Raw genomic sequence first — 15038 nt, 5'->3', positions numbered from 1 at the left:
GCCGGATTAGTCAGTCGATGGTGGCGCCGGAGGCCTTGACCACCTTGCCCCATTTGTCGATCTCGCGGCCGAGGAACTGGCCGGTGGCGGCGGGCGAAGTCCATTCGGCGGCGAAGCCCTGCGTGGCGAACTTGGCGCGCACGTCGTCCTGCTCGAGCACGGTCTTGAGCGCGCTGCTGAGCGTGCCGATCACCGCGGGCGGCGTGCCGGCCGGGGCCAGCAGCGCATTCCACGCGGTGGCCTCGTAGCCGGGCAGGCCCGCCTGCGCCACGGTGGGAATGTCCGGCGCGGCGGGCGAGCGCGCCGCGCCCGTGATCGCCAGCGCCTTGAGCCGGCCGTCGCGCACGAAGGGCATGGCGGAGAGCATGGTGTCGAACATCACGGTGGCCTGCCCGCCCATCACGTCGGTCAGCGCGGGCGCGCTGCCCTTGTACGGCACATGGGTCATGCGCGTGCCCGCCATGCTGTTGAACAGCTCGGCGGCAAGATGGGTGGACTGCCCGTTGCCCGAACTGGCGAAGCTGACCTGACCCGGTTTGGCCTTGGCCAGCGCGATCAGCTCGGCCACGCTGCCGGCCGGCGTGGCCGGCGCCGTCACCAGCACCAGCGGGCCGCGCGTGAGCAGCGAGACCGGCGCGAAGTCCTTCTGCGTGCTGTAGCCGGGCTTGCTGAACAGCGTCATGTTGATGGCGTGCGCGGTGGTGGCCACCAGCAGCGTGTAGCCGTCCGGCGCCGCCTTGGCGGTCGCCTCCGCGCCGATGTTGCCGCCCGCGCCGGGGCGGTTTTCCACCACCACCGGCTGCTTGATCTGGTCGGCCAGCTTCTGCCCGACCACGCGCGCCACGATGTCGGTGGGGCCGCCGGGCGGGTAGGGCACGATCAGCCGCACCGGCTTGGCGGGCCAGGCCTGCGCGCGCGCCGGCGGCGCGCCGAGCAATGCGGCCGTGAGGGCGATGGCGCCCGCCAGCAGGGCGAGCGCGGGCCGCCGAAGCGGCAAGGTTCGGTTCATGTCGGTCTCCTCGGTTGTGATGAAGCGGGGCGCCGGGCGGCGCGCGCCGCGTGCTACTCGCGCAGGAAGCGCAGCAATGTGTGTTCGCCGTGCCGCAGGAAGCCGGCGCGCACGCGCTCGCCGATGGCCACGCCGGGCTCGGCATGCGCCATCACGCGCGGGCCTTCGTCGAGCGTGGCCAGCACCAGCGTGTAGGGCGCCAGCGCGCGGAACGCGTCGGTCGGCGCGCGTGCGACCTCGGTGACGGCGTGGATGGTGGCGGCGCCCGCCGCGTCGCGCCAGCCCAGGCGCGTGCCGCCGCAGGCGCGGCAGGCATGGCGCTGCAAAGGCTGCCATGCGCCGCAGTCGTCGCAGGCCTGGTAACGCACGATGCCGGCGTCGAGGCCGGACTGGTAGGGATGGTCGGCTTGGTCGGTGGTCATGGCAGGTCTTGCGGTCGGACTGCGTTTTGCCGCGTGTGTACTCCCCACTCCCGCAAGCGGGAGAGGGAGTACACACGAAGGCTTGTGAGCGTCGTGGTCATTGCGCCTCCAGCACCAGGCTCACGTGCGACGACAGCACGCCGCCGTCCGCGTGGAACAGCGCGCGCCTGCGCGGCGAGACTTGGCGCGCGCCGGCCTTGCCCGCGAGCTGCCGGCCGGCTTCGGCCAGGTGCATGAGCCCGCCGGCCACGCCCGAATGGCCGAACGCGAGCAGCCCGCCATGCGTGTTGAGCGGCAGCGCGCCGTGGCGGCCGAAATCGCCGGCCGCCAGCCGCCGCGGCGATTCGCCGCGGCCCGCCACGCCGAGCTCTTCGAGCAGCATGGCCAGCGTGATGGTGAAGGAGTCGTAGATCGCCAGGTAGTCGATCTCCGCGACCGTGTTGCCGGCTTCGCCGAGCGCGCGCCGTGCCGCGTCGGCCGCGCCCGTGGCCAGCACGCTGTCGAGCGTGCCCAGGTGCTGGTGGCGGTGCGCCTGCCCGGCGCCGGCGATGCGCACCGGCCGGCCGCCGCCGGGCTCGGCCGATATCACCACCGCCACCGCGCCGTCGGAGATCGGGCAGCAGTCCGACAGCCGCAGCGGCGAGGCGATGGGCTTGGCGGCGCGCGCCGCCTCCAGCGTCATCGGCTCGCGCAGGTGCGCGTCGGGATGCCCCGCCGCATGCTCGCGCATCAGCACCGCGAAGCCGCTCAGGTCGTCCGCGCGCATGCCGGTCTCGAACAGGTAGCGCGAGGCGAGCAGCGCGTAGTACGCCGGCACCGAGGCGCCGTTGGGCACCTCCATCTCCGGCTCGCCGACCTGGGCCAGGGTCTGGATGGACTGGTCGCGGCTCTGGCCGCTCAGGCGGTTCTCGCCCGCCACCACCAGCACGTGGCGGCAGCGCCCGGCGCGCACCAGCTCGCGCGCCAGCATGGCCATCACGCCGCCGGTGGCGCCGCCCGAGGCCACGCCGTGCGCATAGGCGGGATCGAGCGAGGCGTACTCGCAGAAGCGCGTGGCCAGCATCAGGTGCGGCAGCGTGGTGGCGTAGCCGCACAGCACGCCGTCGATGTCGGCGCGCGCCAGGCCGGCGTCGGCCAGCGCGGCGTCCGCGGCGGCGGCCATCAGCGTCAGCGGTGTGCTGCCTTCGATGCGGCCGAAGCGCGTATTGCCCGTGCCGCGCAGGTAAGCTGCGTGATCCATGTCGTGGTTTCGTCGTTCCGTCGTTTCGTCGTTTTTCTAGCGCGATCTCAGCGCTTCATCAGCGGGCATTGCGATTTTGCCGGCGGGATGAAGGCCTGGTCGCCCGGCACCGTGGCCAGCAGCTTGTAGTAGTCCCACGGGTACTTGGACTCGGCCGGCGTCTTGACCTCGAACAGGTACATATCGTGGACCATGCGGCCGTCCTCGCGGATGCGGCCGTTCCTGGCGAAGAAATCGTTGATCGGCGTGGCCTTCATCTGCTTCATCACGGCGGCGGTCTCGTCGGTGCCGGCGGCCTGGATGGCCTTCAGGTAATGCATGACCGAGGAGTAGGTGCCGGCCTGGCTCATGTTCGGCATCTTCTTGAGCTTGTCGAAGTAGCGGCGCGACCACGCGCGCGTGGCGTCGTTCATGTCCCAGTAGAAGCCTTCGGTCAGCAGCAGCCCGGAGGCGGTCTTCAGGCCGATGGCGTGGATGTCGTTGATGTACAGCAGCAGCCCGGCCATGCGCTGGTTGCCGCCGCGGGTCAGGCCGAATTCGCTGGCCGCCTTGATGGCGTTGACCGAGTCGCCGCCGGCGTTGGCCAGGCCCACCACCTGCGCCTTGCTGGCCTGCGCCTGCAGCAGGTAGGAGGCGAAGTCGCTGGCGCCGATGGGATGGCGCGCCGCGCCCAGCACCTTGCCGCCGTTTTCGTTGATGACCGCGGTGGCGGACTCCTGCAGCGTGTGGCCGAAGGCGTAGTCGGCGGTCAGGAAGAACCAGGTCTTGCCGCCGCGCTGCACCACCGCGCGCGCGGTGGAGTTGGCCAGCGCGTAGGTGTCGTAGGCGTAGTGCACCGAGACCGGCGTGCACAGATCGTTGGTGATGCGCTCGGTGCCGGGGCCCGAGAACACCACGATGCGGTTCTTCTGCTTGGCCACCTCCAGCACCGCCAGCGCGGGCGCGGAAGCCGCCACGTCGAGAATGGCGTCGACGTGGCCGGTGTCGAACCATTCGCGCGCCTTGCTGGCGGCGATGTCGGCCTTGTTCTGGTGGTCGGCCACCACCAGCTCGATCTTCTTGCCCAGCACCTTGCCGCCGAAGTCGTCGATGGCCATCTGCGCGGCGGTGGCGCTGCCGCGCCCCGTCACGTCGGCGTACAGGCCGCTCATGTCGAGGATCAGGCCGATCTTGACTTCGTCGTCGGAAATGCCGGGCTTGGCGCCTTGTGCTGCGGCCGGGCCGGCGCCGCACAGCAAGGCGGCGGCGAGCGCCAGCGCGCCGAGCGGCCGGCGCAGCCACGGGTGGTTGCGGTTCATGGTTGTCTCCTCCAGCATGGGGCCTTCGCGGCCCGTGTTTTTTTGAGGTGCGGTCCGGTCAGACCGTTGCGACCGGCGTGGCGGGCGAGCCCACCGCGCCCGGCAGCCGCAGCGGCGGCGCCGTGAGCAGGAAGCGCGAGCGCCGGTTGTCGCGCAGCCACGCGGCCAGCTCCTTCAGGTACCACAGCTCGCCCAGCGGCAGGCCGAGCTTGAACAGGCAGTGATGGTGCAGCGGCAGCAGCGGGTGATGCGCCTCGCCGGCCGGCGCGGGCAGCGCGGGATAGCGCTCCACCGCGTAGTTGTCGGCGATCAGCGCGGCGATGCCGGAATCGGTGATCCAGTTCAGCAGGCGGTCGTCGCGGCCGTTGAGCGCGCAGCAGGCGTGGTGCAGCACGTTCTCGTCCGGCTCGCGCTGCATCGACAGCACCACCTCGGCGAAGCCGGTGCGCAGCAGCAGCATGTCGCCGCTTTCCACCTCCAAGCGGTCGGCTTCGAGCACGCGCATCAGGTCGTCGTAGCCCACGTTGCGGAACTCCAGCCCGTAGTTGTGCGCCAGGTCCACCAGCACGCCGCGGCCCTGCATGCCCTTCACGGCGAAATTCTCGATGCCGAGCGCGCGCGCCTCGCTGTGGTCGTGGCCGCACGCGTGCGCGGCGAAGTGGTCGTCCTCGGCGTAGTCCACCGGGCCGACGATGTGCTCGTTGGCGCGGTAGCCGTTGTAGTAGACGCGCTCGGGGCGGCCGTCGCCGTCGGCGTCGAACAGCGCGCCAACGTGGGCCAGCGAATCCCACTGCGTGGAGTACTGCAGCGACAGCAGCACCTGGTCGTCGCTGATGACGTCGGTGGCGGCGGCATCGACCTTGGCCAGCGGGAAGTTCAGATAGGGAACGTCGTCGCGGAAGGTCGGGCGCAGCACCGGCGGGTGGCGGCGCGGGTTGAGCTTGTTGCCGCCGGGGTAGTCGAGCGGCAGCGACAGGCAGAACGACAGCCCGGCCTGCACCTCGGCCGCGCCCTTGCGGACCTGCTCGGGGCCGATCAGGTTGACGCGGCCAAGCTGGTCGTCGGGCCCGAAATCGCCCCAGTTGGAGCCTTGCGGTCGTTGTTTCCAGCGCATGCTTTATGCCTCCGGTTGTGGTTGGGAACGCGCGGCGCCGGCCTTGCGTGGCCGGCGCGCGGTGGATGATCCGGCCGGGCCGCCGTGCGCCGCCGCCGGCAGCCAGGCCGCGCACACGGCCTCGGCCTCGCGCCGCAGCGCGCGCGCCAGCGCCGGCTCGCGTTCGGTGATGCGCTCGTTGAGCGCGGCGATGCTGATGGCGCCGAGCGGATAGCCGTCGGGCCCGGGCAGCGCGATGGCGATGCCGCCCATGCGCTCCACCACCACGTCCAGCAGCACCGCGTAGCCGCGCGCGCGCGTGGCTTCCACCTCGCGCAGCAGCAGCGCGCCGTCGATGCGCGGGTAGCGCCGCAGCGCCGGCGCGATGGCGCGCACGGTGGCCTCCACCTCGGTATCGGGCAGCGCCGCCAGTAGCGCCAGGCTGCCGGCGCCCACGCCGAGCGGGCGGCGGCTGCCCACGTCGAGATAGTTGGCGCGGATCGGAAACGTGCCGGGGCGCAGCTCCAGGCAGACCGATTCGCAGCCGCTCGGCACCGAGAGGATGGCGGTGTCCTCGAAGGCCTGGGCCAGCCGGATCAGCGCGGGACGCACGGCGGCGCGCGGGTCGATGCGGCGCACGCTGGCCGCGCGCAGCGCCAGCCATTCGGGGCCGAGCGAAAACGCCTTGGTGTCGGCGTCGCGCGCGACGAAGCCTTCCGCCGCCAGCGTGTCCAGCAGGCGCAGCGCCGAGGCCTTGTCCACGCCGGCCACGGCGGCGAGGTCAGTCAGGCGGGTATTGCGCGGGTCGGACAGCGCGCGCAGCAGCTTGCAGGCTTTCTGGAGGGAGGTCGTCGGGACCGTCACGCGCATGCTCCGGGGATGGGCAGTTTCGGGGAATGAAACCAGTGAGGAGGTTATAGACGCCTGGGCGGGCCCCGTCATTCTGCGGTGCATCAAAGTTTTGCCGGATAAAACATCGCCGCCACCCGCGCGGCCGGCACCGCCAGGCCTGCCGCGCCGGCCCGGCCCGGCCGCGGATTTCGCCCGCGCGCGCCGTCTTCCGCTATCCTTGGCGACATTTCGCCGCGCGCCGGGCGCGCCGCCCCGCACGCAGTTCCTGTCTTTCCGAGGAGATTCCAGATGGTCCGCCGCGCCCGCCGCCTTGCCGCCATACTTGGCCTGAGCTCCGTCCTGGGCGTCCTGAGTGGCGCCGCCGGCACCGCGCTGGCCGTGCCGGCGGCGGCCAACAACGCCGCCGCCGCGTCGGGCACCGAGCGCTACCAGGTGGCCGGGCTGGAAAAGCCGGCCAGCATCCTGATCGACCGCTGGGGCGTGCCGCACATCTACGCCAACACGCTGTACGACGCCTTCTACGTGCAGGGCTTCATGGCCGCGCGCGACCGCCTCTGGCAGATCGACCTGTGGCGCAAGCGCGGCCTGGGCGAGATGGCGAAGGACTTCGGCGCGGCCTACGTGGAAGGCGACCGCATGGCGCGCGCCGTGCTGTTCCGCGGCGACATGTACCGCGAATGGCTGGCCTACGGCTCCGACGCCAAGCGCGTGGCCGAAGCGTTCGTGGCCGGCGTGAACGCCTTCGTCGCGCAGACCGAGGCGCACGCCGAGCTGCTGCCGCCCGAATTCCGCATCCTCAACTACAAGCCCGCGCGCTGGCGCGCCGAGGACATCGTGCGCATCCGCCACCACGGGCTCACGCTCAACTTCACCGGCGAGATCGACCGCGCGCAGATCTACTGCTACGTGAAGCCCGACGCGGTGCGCGCCGACTGGGTGCGCCGCGAGCTGGACCCGCCCATCACGCCCAGGCTGCCCGACGGCCTGGACCCGTGCGCGCTGCCGGCGGCCGAGCTGCGCCGCGCCTACGACCTGGCCACCGCCGCGCCGCGCTTCCCCAAGGAATGGTGGGCCTCGGCCGAGGCCGGCCAGATCCCGCACGAAGCGCTCTACGCGGTGCTCGACGGCAACAGCGACACCGCGCGCAGCCTCGGCTCCAACAACTGGGTCATCGCCGGCGCGCGCACCGCCACCGGCCGCCCGATCCTGGCCAACGACCCGCACCGCGCGCACGGCGCGCCCAGCCTGCGCTACATCAGCCACCTGAACGCGCCCGGCCTGTCGGTGATCGGCGCCGGCGAGCCCTTCCTGCCCGGCATCTCGATCGGCCACAACGACACGGTGGGCTTCGGCCTGACGCGTTTCTACATGGACCAGGAAGACCTCTACGTCTACGAGACCAACCCGGCGCAGCCGCGCGAGTACCGCTACCGCGGCCGCTGGGAACCGATGGAAACCGTGACCGAGGACATCGCCGTCAAGGGCGAGGCCACGCCGCGCAAGATCAGCATCGACTTCACCCGCCACGGCCCGGTGCTCTACGCCGACGCCAAGAACGGCCGCGCCTATGCGCTGCGCGCCGCGTGGCTCGACTTCGGCATGGCGCCGTACTTCGGCTCGATGGACTACATGCGCGCCCAGAACTGGGACCAGTTCCGCGCCGCCATGAACCGCTGGGGCGCGCCCGGCGAGAACCAGGTCTATGCCGACCGCGACGGCAACATCGGCTGGCTGCCCGGCGGCCTGACCCCGATCCGCCCGAACTGGGACGGCCTCACGCCGGTGCCCGGCGACGGCCGCTACGAATGGGCCGGCTACCGCAACATGGACGAGCTGCCGTGGGCCTTCAACCCGCCCGCCGGCTACGTGGTGACGGCCAACGAGAACAACATCCCGCCCAAGCATCCCGCCGCCCGGCTCGGCATCGGCTACGAATGGAGCGACACCGCGCGCGCGCGCCGGCTCAAGAGCCTGGTCGCGGCCAACGCGCATTCCTCGGTGGCCGACAGCATGGCCTGGCAGAACGACACCGTCTCGCTGCCCGCGCTGCGCGCCGTGGCGATCCTGGCCAATGTGCGCAGCGACGACGCGCAGGCCCAGCGCGGCCTGGACCTGCTGCGCGGCTGGGACGGCAACGAACGCGCCGACAGCGCGCCGGCGGCGCTGTTCGAAGTCTGGTTCAGCAAATACCTGCGCCCGGCCGTGGTTCGCGCCGCGCTCTCGCCGGACGGCGCGCGCCTGGCCGGCTACGGCGACGCCAGCCGCGTGCTGGCGGTGCTCGAGCGGCCCGAGCCGTGGATGCCGGTGGAGCGCCGCAACGAGGCCATCGTGAGCTCGCTCAAGAGCGCCATGGCCGAAGTGGAGCGCAAGCTCGGCCCCGATCCCAGGGCGTGGCAATGGGGCAAGCTGCACACCGCGGTGTTCGACCACCCGCTGCACCCGATTCTCGATGCGGCCGCGCGGCAGCGCTACGACGTCAACGCCGGGCCGATTGGCGGATCGTCCTTCACGCCGATGAACACCAGCTATCGCAACAATGACTTCCAGCTCACGGCGGGGGCGTCGTTCCGCATGGTGCTGGACGTGGGCAACTGGGATGCGTCGCGGGTGATCAATACGCCGGGCCAGTCGGGCAACCCGGCCAGCCCGCACTATCGCGACCTGGCGCCGCTGTGGGCCAGGGGAGAGTATTTTCCCTTGCTCTATTCGCGCAAGGCGGTGGAGAAGGAGAGCCGGGAGAGGGTGGAGCTGGTGCCGCAGTAAGGGATGGGGATGGGATGAGGATGGGGCCTGGCGGCGCCGGCTCGACCGGTCCGTCAGGCCCGCTTCATTTCGTTTTGAAACGGCTTCCGGCCCGCCCCTAGCCTACATACCAAAAAATGCTGACAAACTGGCAGACGCTGCCCGCCACCACGAACAGGTGCCAGATCCCATGAAAATGCCGCACCTTCTCGTCGAACAGGAAAAACCCGATCCCCGCCGTGTACAGCGCGCCGCCGGCGACCAGCCAGTACAGCCCCGCCGCGGGTAGCGCCGCCACCAGCGGCCCGAACGCGAACAGCACCAGCCACCCCATCAGCACGTAGATCACCAGCGAGAAGATGCGCGTGCGCTTGCCGATCCAGAGTTCCTGCGCAATGCCGATCACCGCCAGCCCCCAGTTCACCCCGAACAGCGTCCAGCCCCACGGCCCGCGCAGCGTGACCAGCGCGAACGGCGTATAGCTGCCGGCGATCAGCAGGTAGATGGCGCAGTAGTCCAGCCGCCGCAGGATGTCCTTGGGGCGGCCGCGCAGGCTGTGGTAGAGCGTGGAGATGGTGTAGAGGAACACCAGCGTGCTGCCGTAGACCACGGAACTGACGACCTTCCAGGCATCGTGGTAGCGGGCGGAGGATGTGACGAGTACGGCTGAACCGGCGGCGGCGAGGATGGCGCCGGCAAGGTGGCTGTAGCCGTTGAAGCGTTCTCCGTGATACATGGGTTCGGACTCTCCTGTTGGTCGCCGCTATCCGCGGCGACGGTCTTCAGGGACATTCTTGCGTCACACAGCGTTTGCTGCAGTGCGCCAAGCCCGTATTTTTGCACGGAATAACCATCTGCAAAACCCTTCGTTCCCTTGGCGGCGCAGGCTCGCTATCGTCTCGCCAACTCAACCATCGCGAGACATCCATGCGAATCTCTTCCCCGCTCATCAAGGCCGCGCTGAGCCTGGCCCTCGGCCTCTCGGTGCTGGCCTCGGGCGCAGCCCGCGCCGACCGGCTCGACGACATCAAGAAGGCCGGCGTGCTGCGCGTGGGCGTGTTCGATGCCAACCCGCCCTTCGGCTTCGTCGAGGCGGGCAGCACCACGCCGGCGGGCCTCGACGTGGACTACGCCACGGAGATCGCCAGGCGCCTCGGCGTGAAGGCCGAGTTCCGCGCCACCAACCCGGCCAACCGCATTCCGCTGCTGGCCTCGCAGAAGGTGGACATCGTCGCCGCCAACTTCACCATCACCGACGAGCGCCGCCAGCAGATCGGCTTTTCCACGCCGTATTTCGCCAGCGGCCTGCAGTTGATCGCCAGGAAGGGCACGCTCAAGCAGCCGGACGACCTGAAGACCCTGCGCCTGGGCGTGGACAAGGGCACCACGCAGGAAACCACGCTGCGCCAGAAGTACCCGGACGCGCGCGTCATCGCCTATGACGACTCCCCGCTGGCGCTGACCGCGCTGCGCAGCGGCGCGATCCAGGCGTTCGCGCAGGACGGCGCCAAGCTCGGCGCGCTGCTGGCGACGCTGCCCAACAAGGACCAGTTCGAGATTTCCTCGTTCACGCTGACGCGCGAGTACATGGGCGTGGGCGTGCCCAAGGGCGAGGACCGCCTGACCGCGGAGATCGACCGCATCCTGCTGGCGCTGGAGAAGGACGGCACCGCCGCGCGCATCTACGACAAGTGGTTCGGCCCGAAGAGCACCGCGCCGCTGGCGCGCGACTTCACCATCGGCAGCACGGTGAAGTGAGGCAGGCGTCCCGCTCGCCCGCAGACTGGCGGGGATAGCCGTGCAGGTGCATGAGATCCTGTTGCAGCCCCTGCCGGCGAAGTACGTCGGCTGGATCGTTTCCGGCTTTGGCCTCACGGTGGCGCTGTCGGCCGCCGTGTTTGCGCTTGGCTGCCTGCTGGCCGCCGGCTGGGTAGCGCTCGAGCGCGTCCCGCTGGCGCCGCTGCGGCTGGCCGCGCGCGGCGCGGTCGGCTTCCTGCGCCGCACGCCGCTGCTGGTGCAATTGTTCTTCTGGTATTTCGGCGCGGCCCAGTTGCTTGGCGACGCGGCCATCGGCGCGCTGTATGACTGGCAGGGCCTGCGCATCGGCGGCGTTCACCTGCCCGCGCCTTCGCTGGAGGCGCTGGCCAGCCTGGTGGGCATCGGCCTGTATGCCAGCGCGTTCTACGCGCGCGAGCTGGCCGCGGGGCTGGCCAATGTGCCGGCCGGCCAGGGCGCGGCGGCGCTGGCGCTGGGCTTCACGCCGGCCGCGGCGTTCTGGCGCGTGGTGCTGCCGCAGGCGCTGCGCATTGCCGCGCGGCCGATGGTGGGGCAGCTCTGCCAGACCGTCAAGAACACCTCGCTGGCGATGGCGATCGGCTTTGCCGAGATGTCCTACGCCGCGCGCCAGGTGGAGACCGACAGCCTGATGACCTTCCAGGCCTTCGGCCTGGCTACCTTGCTGTACGTGGCGCTGATCCTGCTGCTGCAGTTCGCCGCGCCGCCGCTGCTGCGCCGGCTTGGCTGGACGGAGGCCGCGCATGCCTGACGCGCACGCCGGGGGCTGGGGCGTGGTGCTGGCCCAGCTTCCCTACCTGCTCAAGGGCACCTTCCCGGAAGGCCCGCTGGCGGGCGCCGCGCTGACCTTGTGGATGGCGGCGCTGGCCTGCGCGGGCGCGACGGTGCTCGGCATCGCGCTGGCGCTGCTGCTCGACCTGGCGCCCGCCGCGCTGGTGCGGCCGCTGCGCGCGCTGCTCGCCGGGCTGCGCGCGATCCCGGTGCTGATGCTGATCTTCTGGACCTATTTCCTGCTGCCGATGCTGGCGGGCGTGCAGGTCGGCGAGGTGCAGACCGTGGTGCTGGCGCTCGCGCTGATCGGCGCGGCGTATGTGGCGCAGGTCATGGAAGCCGGTTTCGCCGCCGTCGGCCGGGGCCAGCGGCAGGCCGCGCTGGCGCTCGGCATGACGCCGCTGCAGGCGCTGTGGCGCATCGTGCTGCCGCAGACGCTGCGCGCGATGCTGCCGTCGCTGGGCAATGTGTGGGTGTCGCTGGCCAAGGATACGTCGCTGGCTTATATCGTCGGCGTGGTGGAATTGTCGACCGTGGCGGCGCAGGTCAATGGCCGCAGCATGGGCTACGCGGCGCAGGTGTTCGGCGCGGTGGGGCTGCTGTACTTCGCCATCTGCCTGGGGATCGAAAGCGTGGCGGCGCTGCTGCTGGCCGCCACGCGCAGCCGGCGGCGCGCGCTGCCGGGCATGCCGGGGCAGGAGGCCGCCCCCGCCGGCCAGGCCTGGCTCAGCGCCTTCCGGCCTGGGCGCAGACCTGCTCCCCGGCCACCCAGGTCCCGCCCGGCGCCACCTTGACCTGGTGGCCGGCGGCCAGGACTTGCTCCGGCCGGACAGCCGGCCGGTGAAGCCGGCGACCCCGCCGCTCTTCAGCGCGCCGCCCCGCAATGGGGCCTGCTGCGGGCGCGCTCCGCGGCGCAATTTCGCATTGTCCGCCATGTCCGCCATGTCCGTTTGGGCGCATCTTGCTATCCCGCGGCGCAGCATGGCTAGAATCGGGGCTTTGCTCTCGAGCGCGTGCTGCCAGGCCGGCCGTGCCGCCCGGCCGTATTCGGACAAGTCCTTATGAATCTGCCCTTCAACGACAGTTACCTGCTGCATATCGGGCTAAGCGTGGCCATCGTGCTCGCCGGCATGGTGGTGGTGAAATTCGTCAACCGCTTCTTCCAGAACCGCCAGCAGGCCGACAAGGAGAACCGCGGCAGCTACCGCACCTGGACGGTGGCCTCGCGCAATGCCATCGCGGCCGTGGTGTTCCTGCTGCTGCTGGGCATCTGGGTGTCGGAGCTCAAGAGCGTGGCGATCTCGCTGACCGCCTTCGCGGTGGCGCTGGTGATCGGCGGCAAGGAGCTGGTGATGTGCTTCCTGGGCGCGTTCCTGCGCATGATGGCGCGCCCGTTCCAGCTGGGCGACCTGGTCGAGATCGGACCGCATTCCGGCGAGGTGGTGGACATGGACGTGCTCACCACCACGCTGGCCGAGATCTCCGGCACGCGCCATTTCACCGGCTCCACCGTGCAGATCCCCAACAGCATGCTGCTGACCGTGGCCGTGCACAACCATTCGCAGGCCGGCCGGTACACGCTGGACACGCTGCGCATCCCGCTGCCGGAGAAATCCGACCCGGACCGCGCGGAGGCCGACCTGCTGGCGATCACCGCGCAGGTCTGCGCGCCGTTCCTGGCCGAGGCCAGCCTGAGCCTGCAGGAATACGGCGGCTCGCGCTTCCTGGATCTGTCGCAGTTCGAGCCGCGCGTGCTGTTCGAGGCGGTGGGCGCGGACAAGCTCGATGCGCTGGTGCGCTTCCCGGCGCCGGTGGCGTCGCGCATGACCGTCGGGCAGCAGATCCTGCGCCGCTACTACCGCCTGCGCAGCGAGGCCGCGGCGGCGGCGCGCACGGAAGGCGAGGCGGCGGTGTCGTCCTGATCCCGCCGCGCGGATCGCGGGGTGGCCGCGGCGCGCTTCACCGAATCGCGTTTCGGCGGTATGGTAGCCGGTGCCACGCCCGCGTGCCGAACGGCATCCGGTGCCTGCCGCACAACGAGACCAGCCGAGGAGACCCATGAAAGCCGCCGTCATGCATCAACCCAAGACCCCGCTCGTGATCGAGGACGTCGCCATCGGCAAGCCCGGGCCGCGCGAGGTGCTGCTGCGCACGGCGGCGGTGGGCGTGTGCCACTCGGACCTGCACTTCCTCGATGGCGCCTACCCGTTCCCGACGCCGGTGGTGCTGGGCCACGAAGCCGCCGGCATCGTCGAGCAGGTGGGCGCCGAGGTGCGCACGGTCAAGCCCGGCGATCACGTGATCACCTGCCTGTCGGCCTATTGCGGCCACTGCGAGCATTGCCTGACCGGCCACCTGTCGCTGTGCGTGGAGCCGGATACCCGGCGCCGCGAAGGCGAGGAGCCGCGCCTGCTGGCCAGGGGCGCGCCGATGAACCAGTTCCTCAACCTGTCGGCCTTCGCCGAGCAGATGCTGATCCACGAGCACGCGCTGGTAGCGATCCGCCCCGAGATGCCGCTGGACCGCGCCGCGCTGATCGGCTGCGCGGTGACCACCGGCGTGGGCGCGGTGGTGCATACCGCGCGCGTGCGGCCGGGCGAGACGGTGGCGGTGATCGGCTGCGGCGGCATCGGCCTGGCCACCATCAACGGCGCGGCCATCGCCGGCGCCGGGCGCATCGTCGCCATCGACCGCGTGCCCGGCAAGCTGGCGCTGGCGAAGCAGTTCGGCGCCACCGACGTGGTCAACGCGGCCGACACCGACGCGGTGGAAGCCGTGCGCGCGCTCACGCGCGGCGGCGTGCATCACGCCTTCGAGGCCATCGGCCTCAAGCAGACCGCCGAGCAGGCCTTCTCGATGCTGCGCCGCGGCGGCACGGCCACCGTGATCGGCATGATCGCGCCGGGCGTGAAGATCGAGCTCAAAGGCACCGATTTCCTGGCCGAAAAGCGCATCCAGGGCTCGATGATGGGCTCCAACCGCTTCCCGGTGGACATGCCGCGGCTGGTGGACTTCTACCTGTCGGGCAAGCTCAAGCTCGACGAGCTGATCTCGCGCCGCATGCCGCTGGAGAACATCAACGACGCCTTCGACGAACTGCGCCGCGGCGAGCTGGCGCGCTCGGTGATCATGTTCGGGGATTGAGGGCAGTCTGCCGCTGCCCCGTCAGGCGCGGGGCTCGGCCGTGGCGGCCGCCTGCGCCGCGCGCCGCACCGCGGCCGGATAGCGGATGGTGAACAGCGCCGCGCCGGCCAGCGCGGCCACGCTGACGGCCACGTCTACCCACAGCGGGATCGCGCTCACGTATTCGGCCGCAGCGTCGGCCGCCACCATCACGGCCAGCGCCGCCGCCCACGCCAGCGTGATGTGCCGGTTCACCGCCAGGAAGCGCGGCGAGTTCCACAATTCCGGCGCGACCTGCTCGCGCGCGTACTGCAGCGTGAAGGGCTTGCCGATCGCCAGCGAGACCACGACGACGGCCAGCAGGCCGCCATCCACCGCCAGCCGCACCGTGGCGACCGTCCAGCCTGGCGCGGCCGCCAGCGTATAGGCCAGCAGCAGCCCGAACAGCGCCAGGCTGCCGAGCTCCAGCACCTTGAGCGATTCGCCGCGCCGCCAGCTGCGCAGGCACAGCAACAGCGAGACCACCAGCGCCGCGGCCAGCCCCGCCAGCGGCGAGATGCGCCGCATGGCGACGAAGAAAGCGATGAAAGGGGCAAATCCAAGCAGCATTCCCATGCTGGTCTCCTGACGGAATGATGCGGCCCGATGGATGCCCGGCCGCCTGGCAAGCGATGCGGTGAAGGCGAAAGCCGCC

General features: G+C 70.9%; 14 protein-coding genes. 6 read left to right on the top strand and 8 right to left on the bottom strand.

Annotated elements, in window-relative coordinates:
* Positions 1-10: 10 nt before the first annotated feature.
* The 6 genes from ACKI2N_RS19615 to ACKI2N_RS19590 all read right to left on the bottom strand — a co-directional run bounded on the left by ACKI2N_RS19615 (position 11) and on the right by ACKI2N_RS19590 (position 5926).
* Entirely contained in the window at positions 11-1009 is a 999-nt protein-coding gene (locus ACKI2N_RS19615; protein WP_420995779.1) for a tripartite tricarboxylate transporter substrate binding protein, read from the bottom strand.
* 53 nt (positions 1010-1062) lie between these two features.
* Positions 1063-1431 (bottom strand): Zn-ribbon domain-containing OB-fold protein, encoded by a 369-nt coding sequence (locus ACKI2N_RS19610; RefSeq protein WP_420995778.1) that lies wholly within the window; start codon positions 1429-1431, stop codon positions 1063-1065.
* Between the two features lie 97 nt (positions 1432-1528).
* Positions 1529-2671 carry a thiolase family protein gene (locus ACKI2N_RS19605; protein ID WP_420995777.1) on the bottom strand — a complete coding sequence of 381 codons (1143 nt, stop codon included), beginning with the start codon at positions 2669-2671 and terminating at the stop codon, positions 1529-1531.
* Between the two features lie 47 nt (positions 2672-2718).
* A complete protein-coding gene (locus ACKI2N_RS19600; RefSeq protein WP_420995776.1) occupies positions 2719-3969 on the bottom strand; it encodes an ABC transporter substrate-binding protein in 1251 nt (416 codons plus the stop codon).
* 58 nt (positions 3970-4027) lie between these two features.
* Positions 4028-5083 (bottom strand): cyclase family protein, encoded by a 1056-nt coding sequence (locus ACKI2N_RS19595; protein ID WP_420995775.1) that lies wholly within the window; start codon positions 5081-5083, stop codon positions 4028-4030.
* Between the two features lie 3 nt (positions 5084-5086).
* Positions 5087-5926: an IclR family transcriptional regulator gene (locus ACKI2N_RS19590; RefSeq protein WP_420995774.1), complete on the bottom strand. Its 840-nt coding sequence runs from the start codon at positions 5924-5926 to the stop codon at positions 5087-5089.
* 276 nt (positions 5927-6202) lie between these two features.
* On the opposite strand from ACKI2N_RS19590, the gene ACKI2N_RS19585 reads away from it, so the two are divergent.
* Positions 6203-8677 (top strand): penicillin acylase family protein, encoded by a 2475-nt coding sequence (locus ACKI2N_RS19585; protein WP_420995773.1) that lies wholly within the window; start codon positions 6203-6205, stop codon positions 8675-8677.
* A gap of 97 nt (positions 8678-8774) precedes the next feature.
* Here ACKI2N_RS19585 and trhA read toward each other — a convergent pair whose 3' ends face one another.
* The gene (gene trhA, locus ACKI2N_RS19580) at positions 8775-9392 is read right to left on the bottom strand and encodes a PAQR family membrane homeostasis protein TrhA (protein WP_420995772.1); all 618 of its coding nucleotides are present in this window, start codon (positions 9390-9392) and stop codon (positions 8775-8777) included.
* A 191-nt stretch (positions 9393-9583) separates the two neighbouring features.
* Here trhA and ACKI2N_RS19575 point away from each other — a divergent pair, with 191 nt between their 5' ends.
* From ACKI2N_RS19575 to ACKI2N_RS19555, 5 genes are all read left to right on the top strand, one after another.
* Positions 9584-10414 carry an ABC transporter substrate-binding protein gene (locus ACKI2N_RS19575; RefSeq protein ID WP_420995771.1) on the top strand — a complete coding sequence of 277 codons (831 nt, stop codon included), beginning with the start codon at positions 9584-9586 and terminating at the stop codon, positions 10412-10414.
* A gap of 46 nt (positions 10415-10460) precedes the next feature.
* Positions 10461-11201, top strand: a complete 741-nt coding sequence (locus ACKI2N_RS19570) for an ABC transporter permease subunit (RefSeq protein WP_420995770.1) — start codon at positions 10461-10463, stop codon at positions 11199-11201.
* Positions 11194-12015: an amino acid ABC transporter permease gene (locus ACKI2N_RS19565; RefSeq protein ID WP_420995769.1), complete on the top strand. Its 822-nt coding sequence runs from the start codon at positions 11194-11196 to the stop codon at positions 12013-12015. The genes ACKI2N_RS19570 and ACKI2N_RS19565 overlap by 8 nt, the downstream gene beginning before the upstream one ends.
* Positions 12016-12282: 267 nt before the next feature.
* Entirely contained in the window at positions 12283-13143 is an 861-nt protein-coding gene (locus ACKI2N_RS19560) for a mechanosensitive ion channel family protein (protein WP_420995768.1), read from the top strand.
* Between the two features lie 136 nt (positions 13144-13279).
* Entirely contained in the window at positions 13280-14365 is a 1086-nt protein-coding gene (locus tag ACKI2N_RS19555) for a Zn-dependent alcohol dehydrogenase (RefSeq protein ID WP_420995767.1), read from the top strand.
* A gap of 21 nt (positions 14366-14386) precedes the next feature.
* Here the strand turns inward: ACKI2N_RS19555 and ACKI2N_RS19550 are convergent, their stop codons facing one another.
* On the bottom strand, positions 14387-14959 hold the full coding sequence (locus tag ACKI2N_RS19550) for a hypothetical protein (protein ID WP_420995766.1): 573 nt from the start codon (positions 14957-14959) through the stop codon (positions 14387-14389).
* Between the last annotated feature and the right edge of the window lie 79 nt (positions 14960-15038).

This window comes from Cupriavidus sp. 30B13, assembly GCF_049059565.2.
Taxonomy (GTDB): domain Bacteria; phylum Pseudomonadota; class Gammaproteobacteria; order Burkholderiales; family Burkholderiaceae; genus Cupriavidus.
Note: the sequence above shows the minus strand (reverse complement) of the source record. Positions and strands in the feature narration are given on the sequence as shown.

What these genes read in the sequence shown, in the direction of transcription:
- ACKI2N_RS19615 (WP_420995779.1), bottom strand. Translation starts at nt 1,009, where the DNA reads ATGAACCGAACCTTGCCGCTTCGGCGGCCCGCGCTCGCCCTGCTGGCG.
- ACKI2N_RS19610 (WP_420995778.1), bottom strand. Translation starts at nt 1,431, where the DNA reads ATGACCACCGACCAAGCCGACCATCCCTACCAGTCCGGCCTCGACGCC.
- ACKI2N_RS19605 (WP_420995777.1), bottom strand. Translation starts at nt 2,671, where the DNA reads ATGGATCACGCAGCTTACCTGCGCGGCACGGGCAATACGCGCTTCGGC.
- ACKI2N_RS19600 (WP_420995776.1), bottom strand. Translation starts at nt 3,969, where the DNA reads ATGAACCGCAACCACCCGTGGCTGCGCCGGCCGCTCGGCGCGCTGGCG.
- ACKI2N_RS19595 (WP_420995775.1), bottom strand. Translation starts at nt 5,083, where the DNA reads ATGCGCTGGAAACAACGACCGCAAGGCTCCAACTGGGGCGATTTCGGG.
- ACKI2N_RS19585 (WP_420995773.1), top strand. Translation starts at nt 6,203, where the DNA reads ATGGTCCGCCGCGCCCGCCGCCTTGCCGCCATACTTGGCCTGAGCTCC.
- trhA (WP_420995772.1), bottom strand. Translation starts at nt 9,392, where the DNA reads ATGTATCACGGAGAACGCTTCAACGGCTACAGCCACCTTGCCGGCGCC.
- ACKI2N_RS19575 (WP_420995771.1), top strand. Translation starts at nt 9,584, where the DNA reads ATGCGAATCTCTTCCCCGCTCATCAAGGCCGCGCTGAGCCTGGCCCTC.
- ACKI2N_RS19565 (WP_420995769.1), top strand. Translation starts at nt 11,194, where the DNA reads ATGCCTGACGCGCACGCCGGGGGCTGGGGCGTGGTGCTGGCCCAGCTT.
- ACKI2N_RS19560 (WP_420995768.1), top strand. Translation starts at nt 12,283, where the DNA reads ATGAATCTGCCCTTCAACGACAGTTACCTGCTGCATATCGGGCTAAGC.
- ACKI2N_RS19555 (WP_420995767.1), top strand. Translation starts at nt 13,280, where the DNA reads ATGAAAGCCGCCGTCATGCATCAACCCAAGACCCCGCTCGTGATCGAG.
- ACKI2N_RS19550 (WP_420995766.1), bottom strand. Translation starts at nt 14,959, where the DNA reads ATGGGAATGCTGCTTGGATTTGCCCCTTTCATCGCTTTCTTCGTCGCC.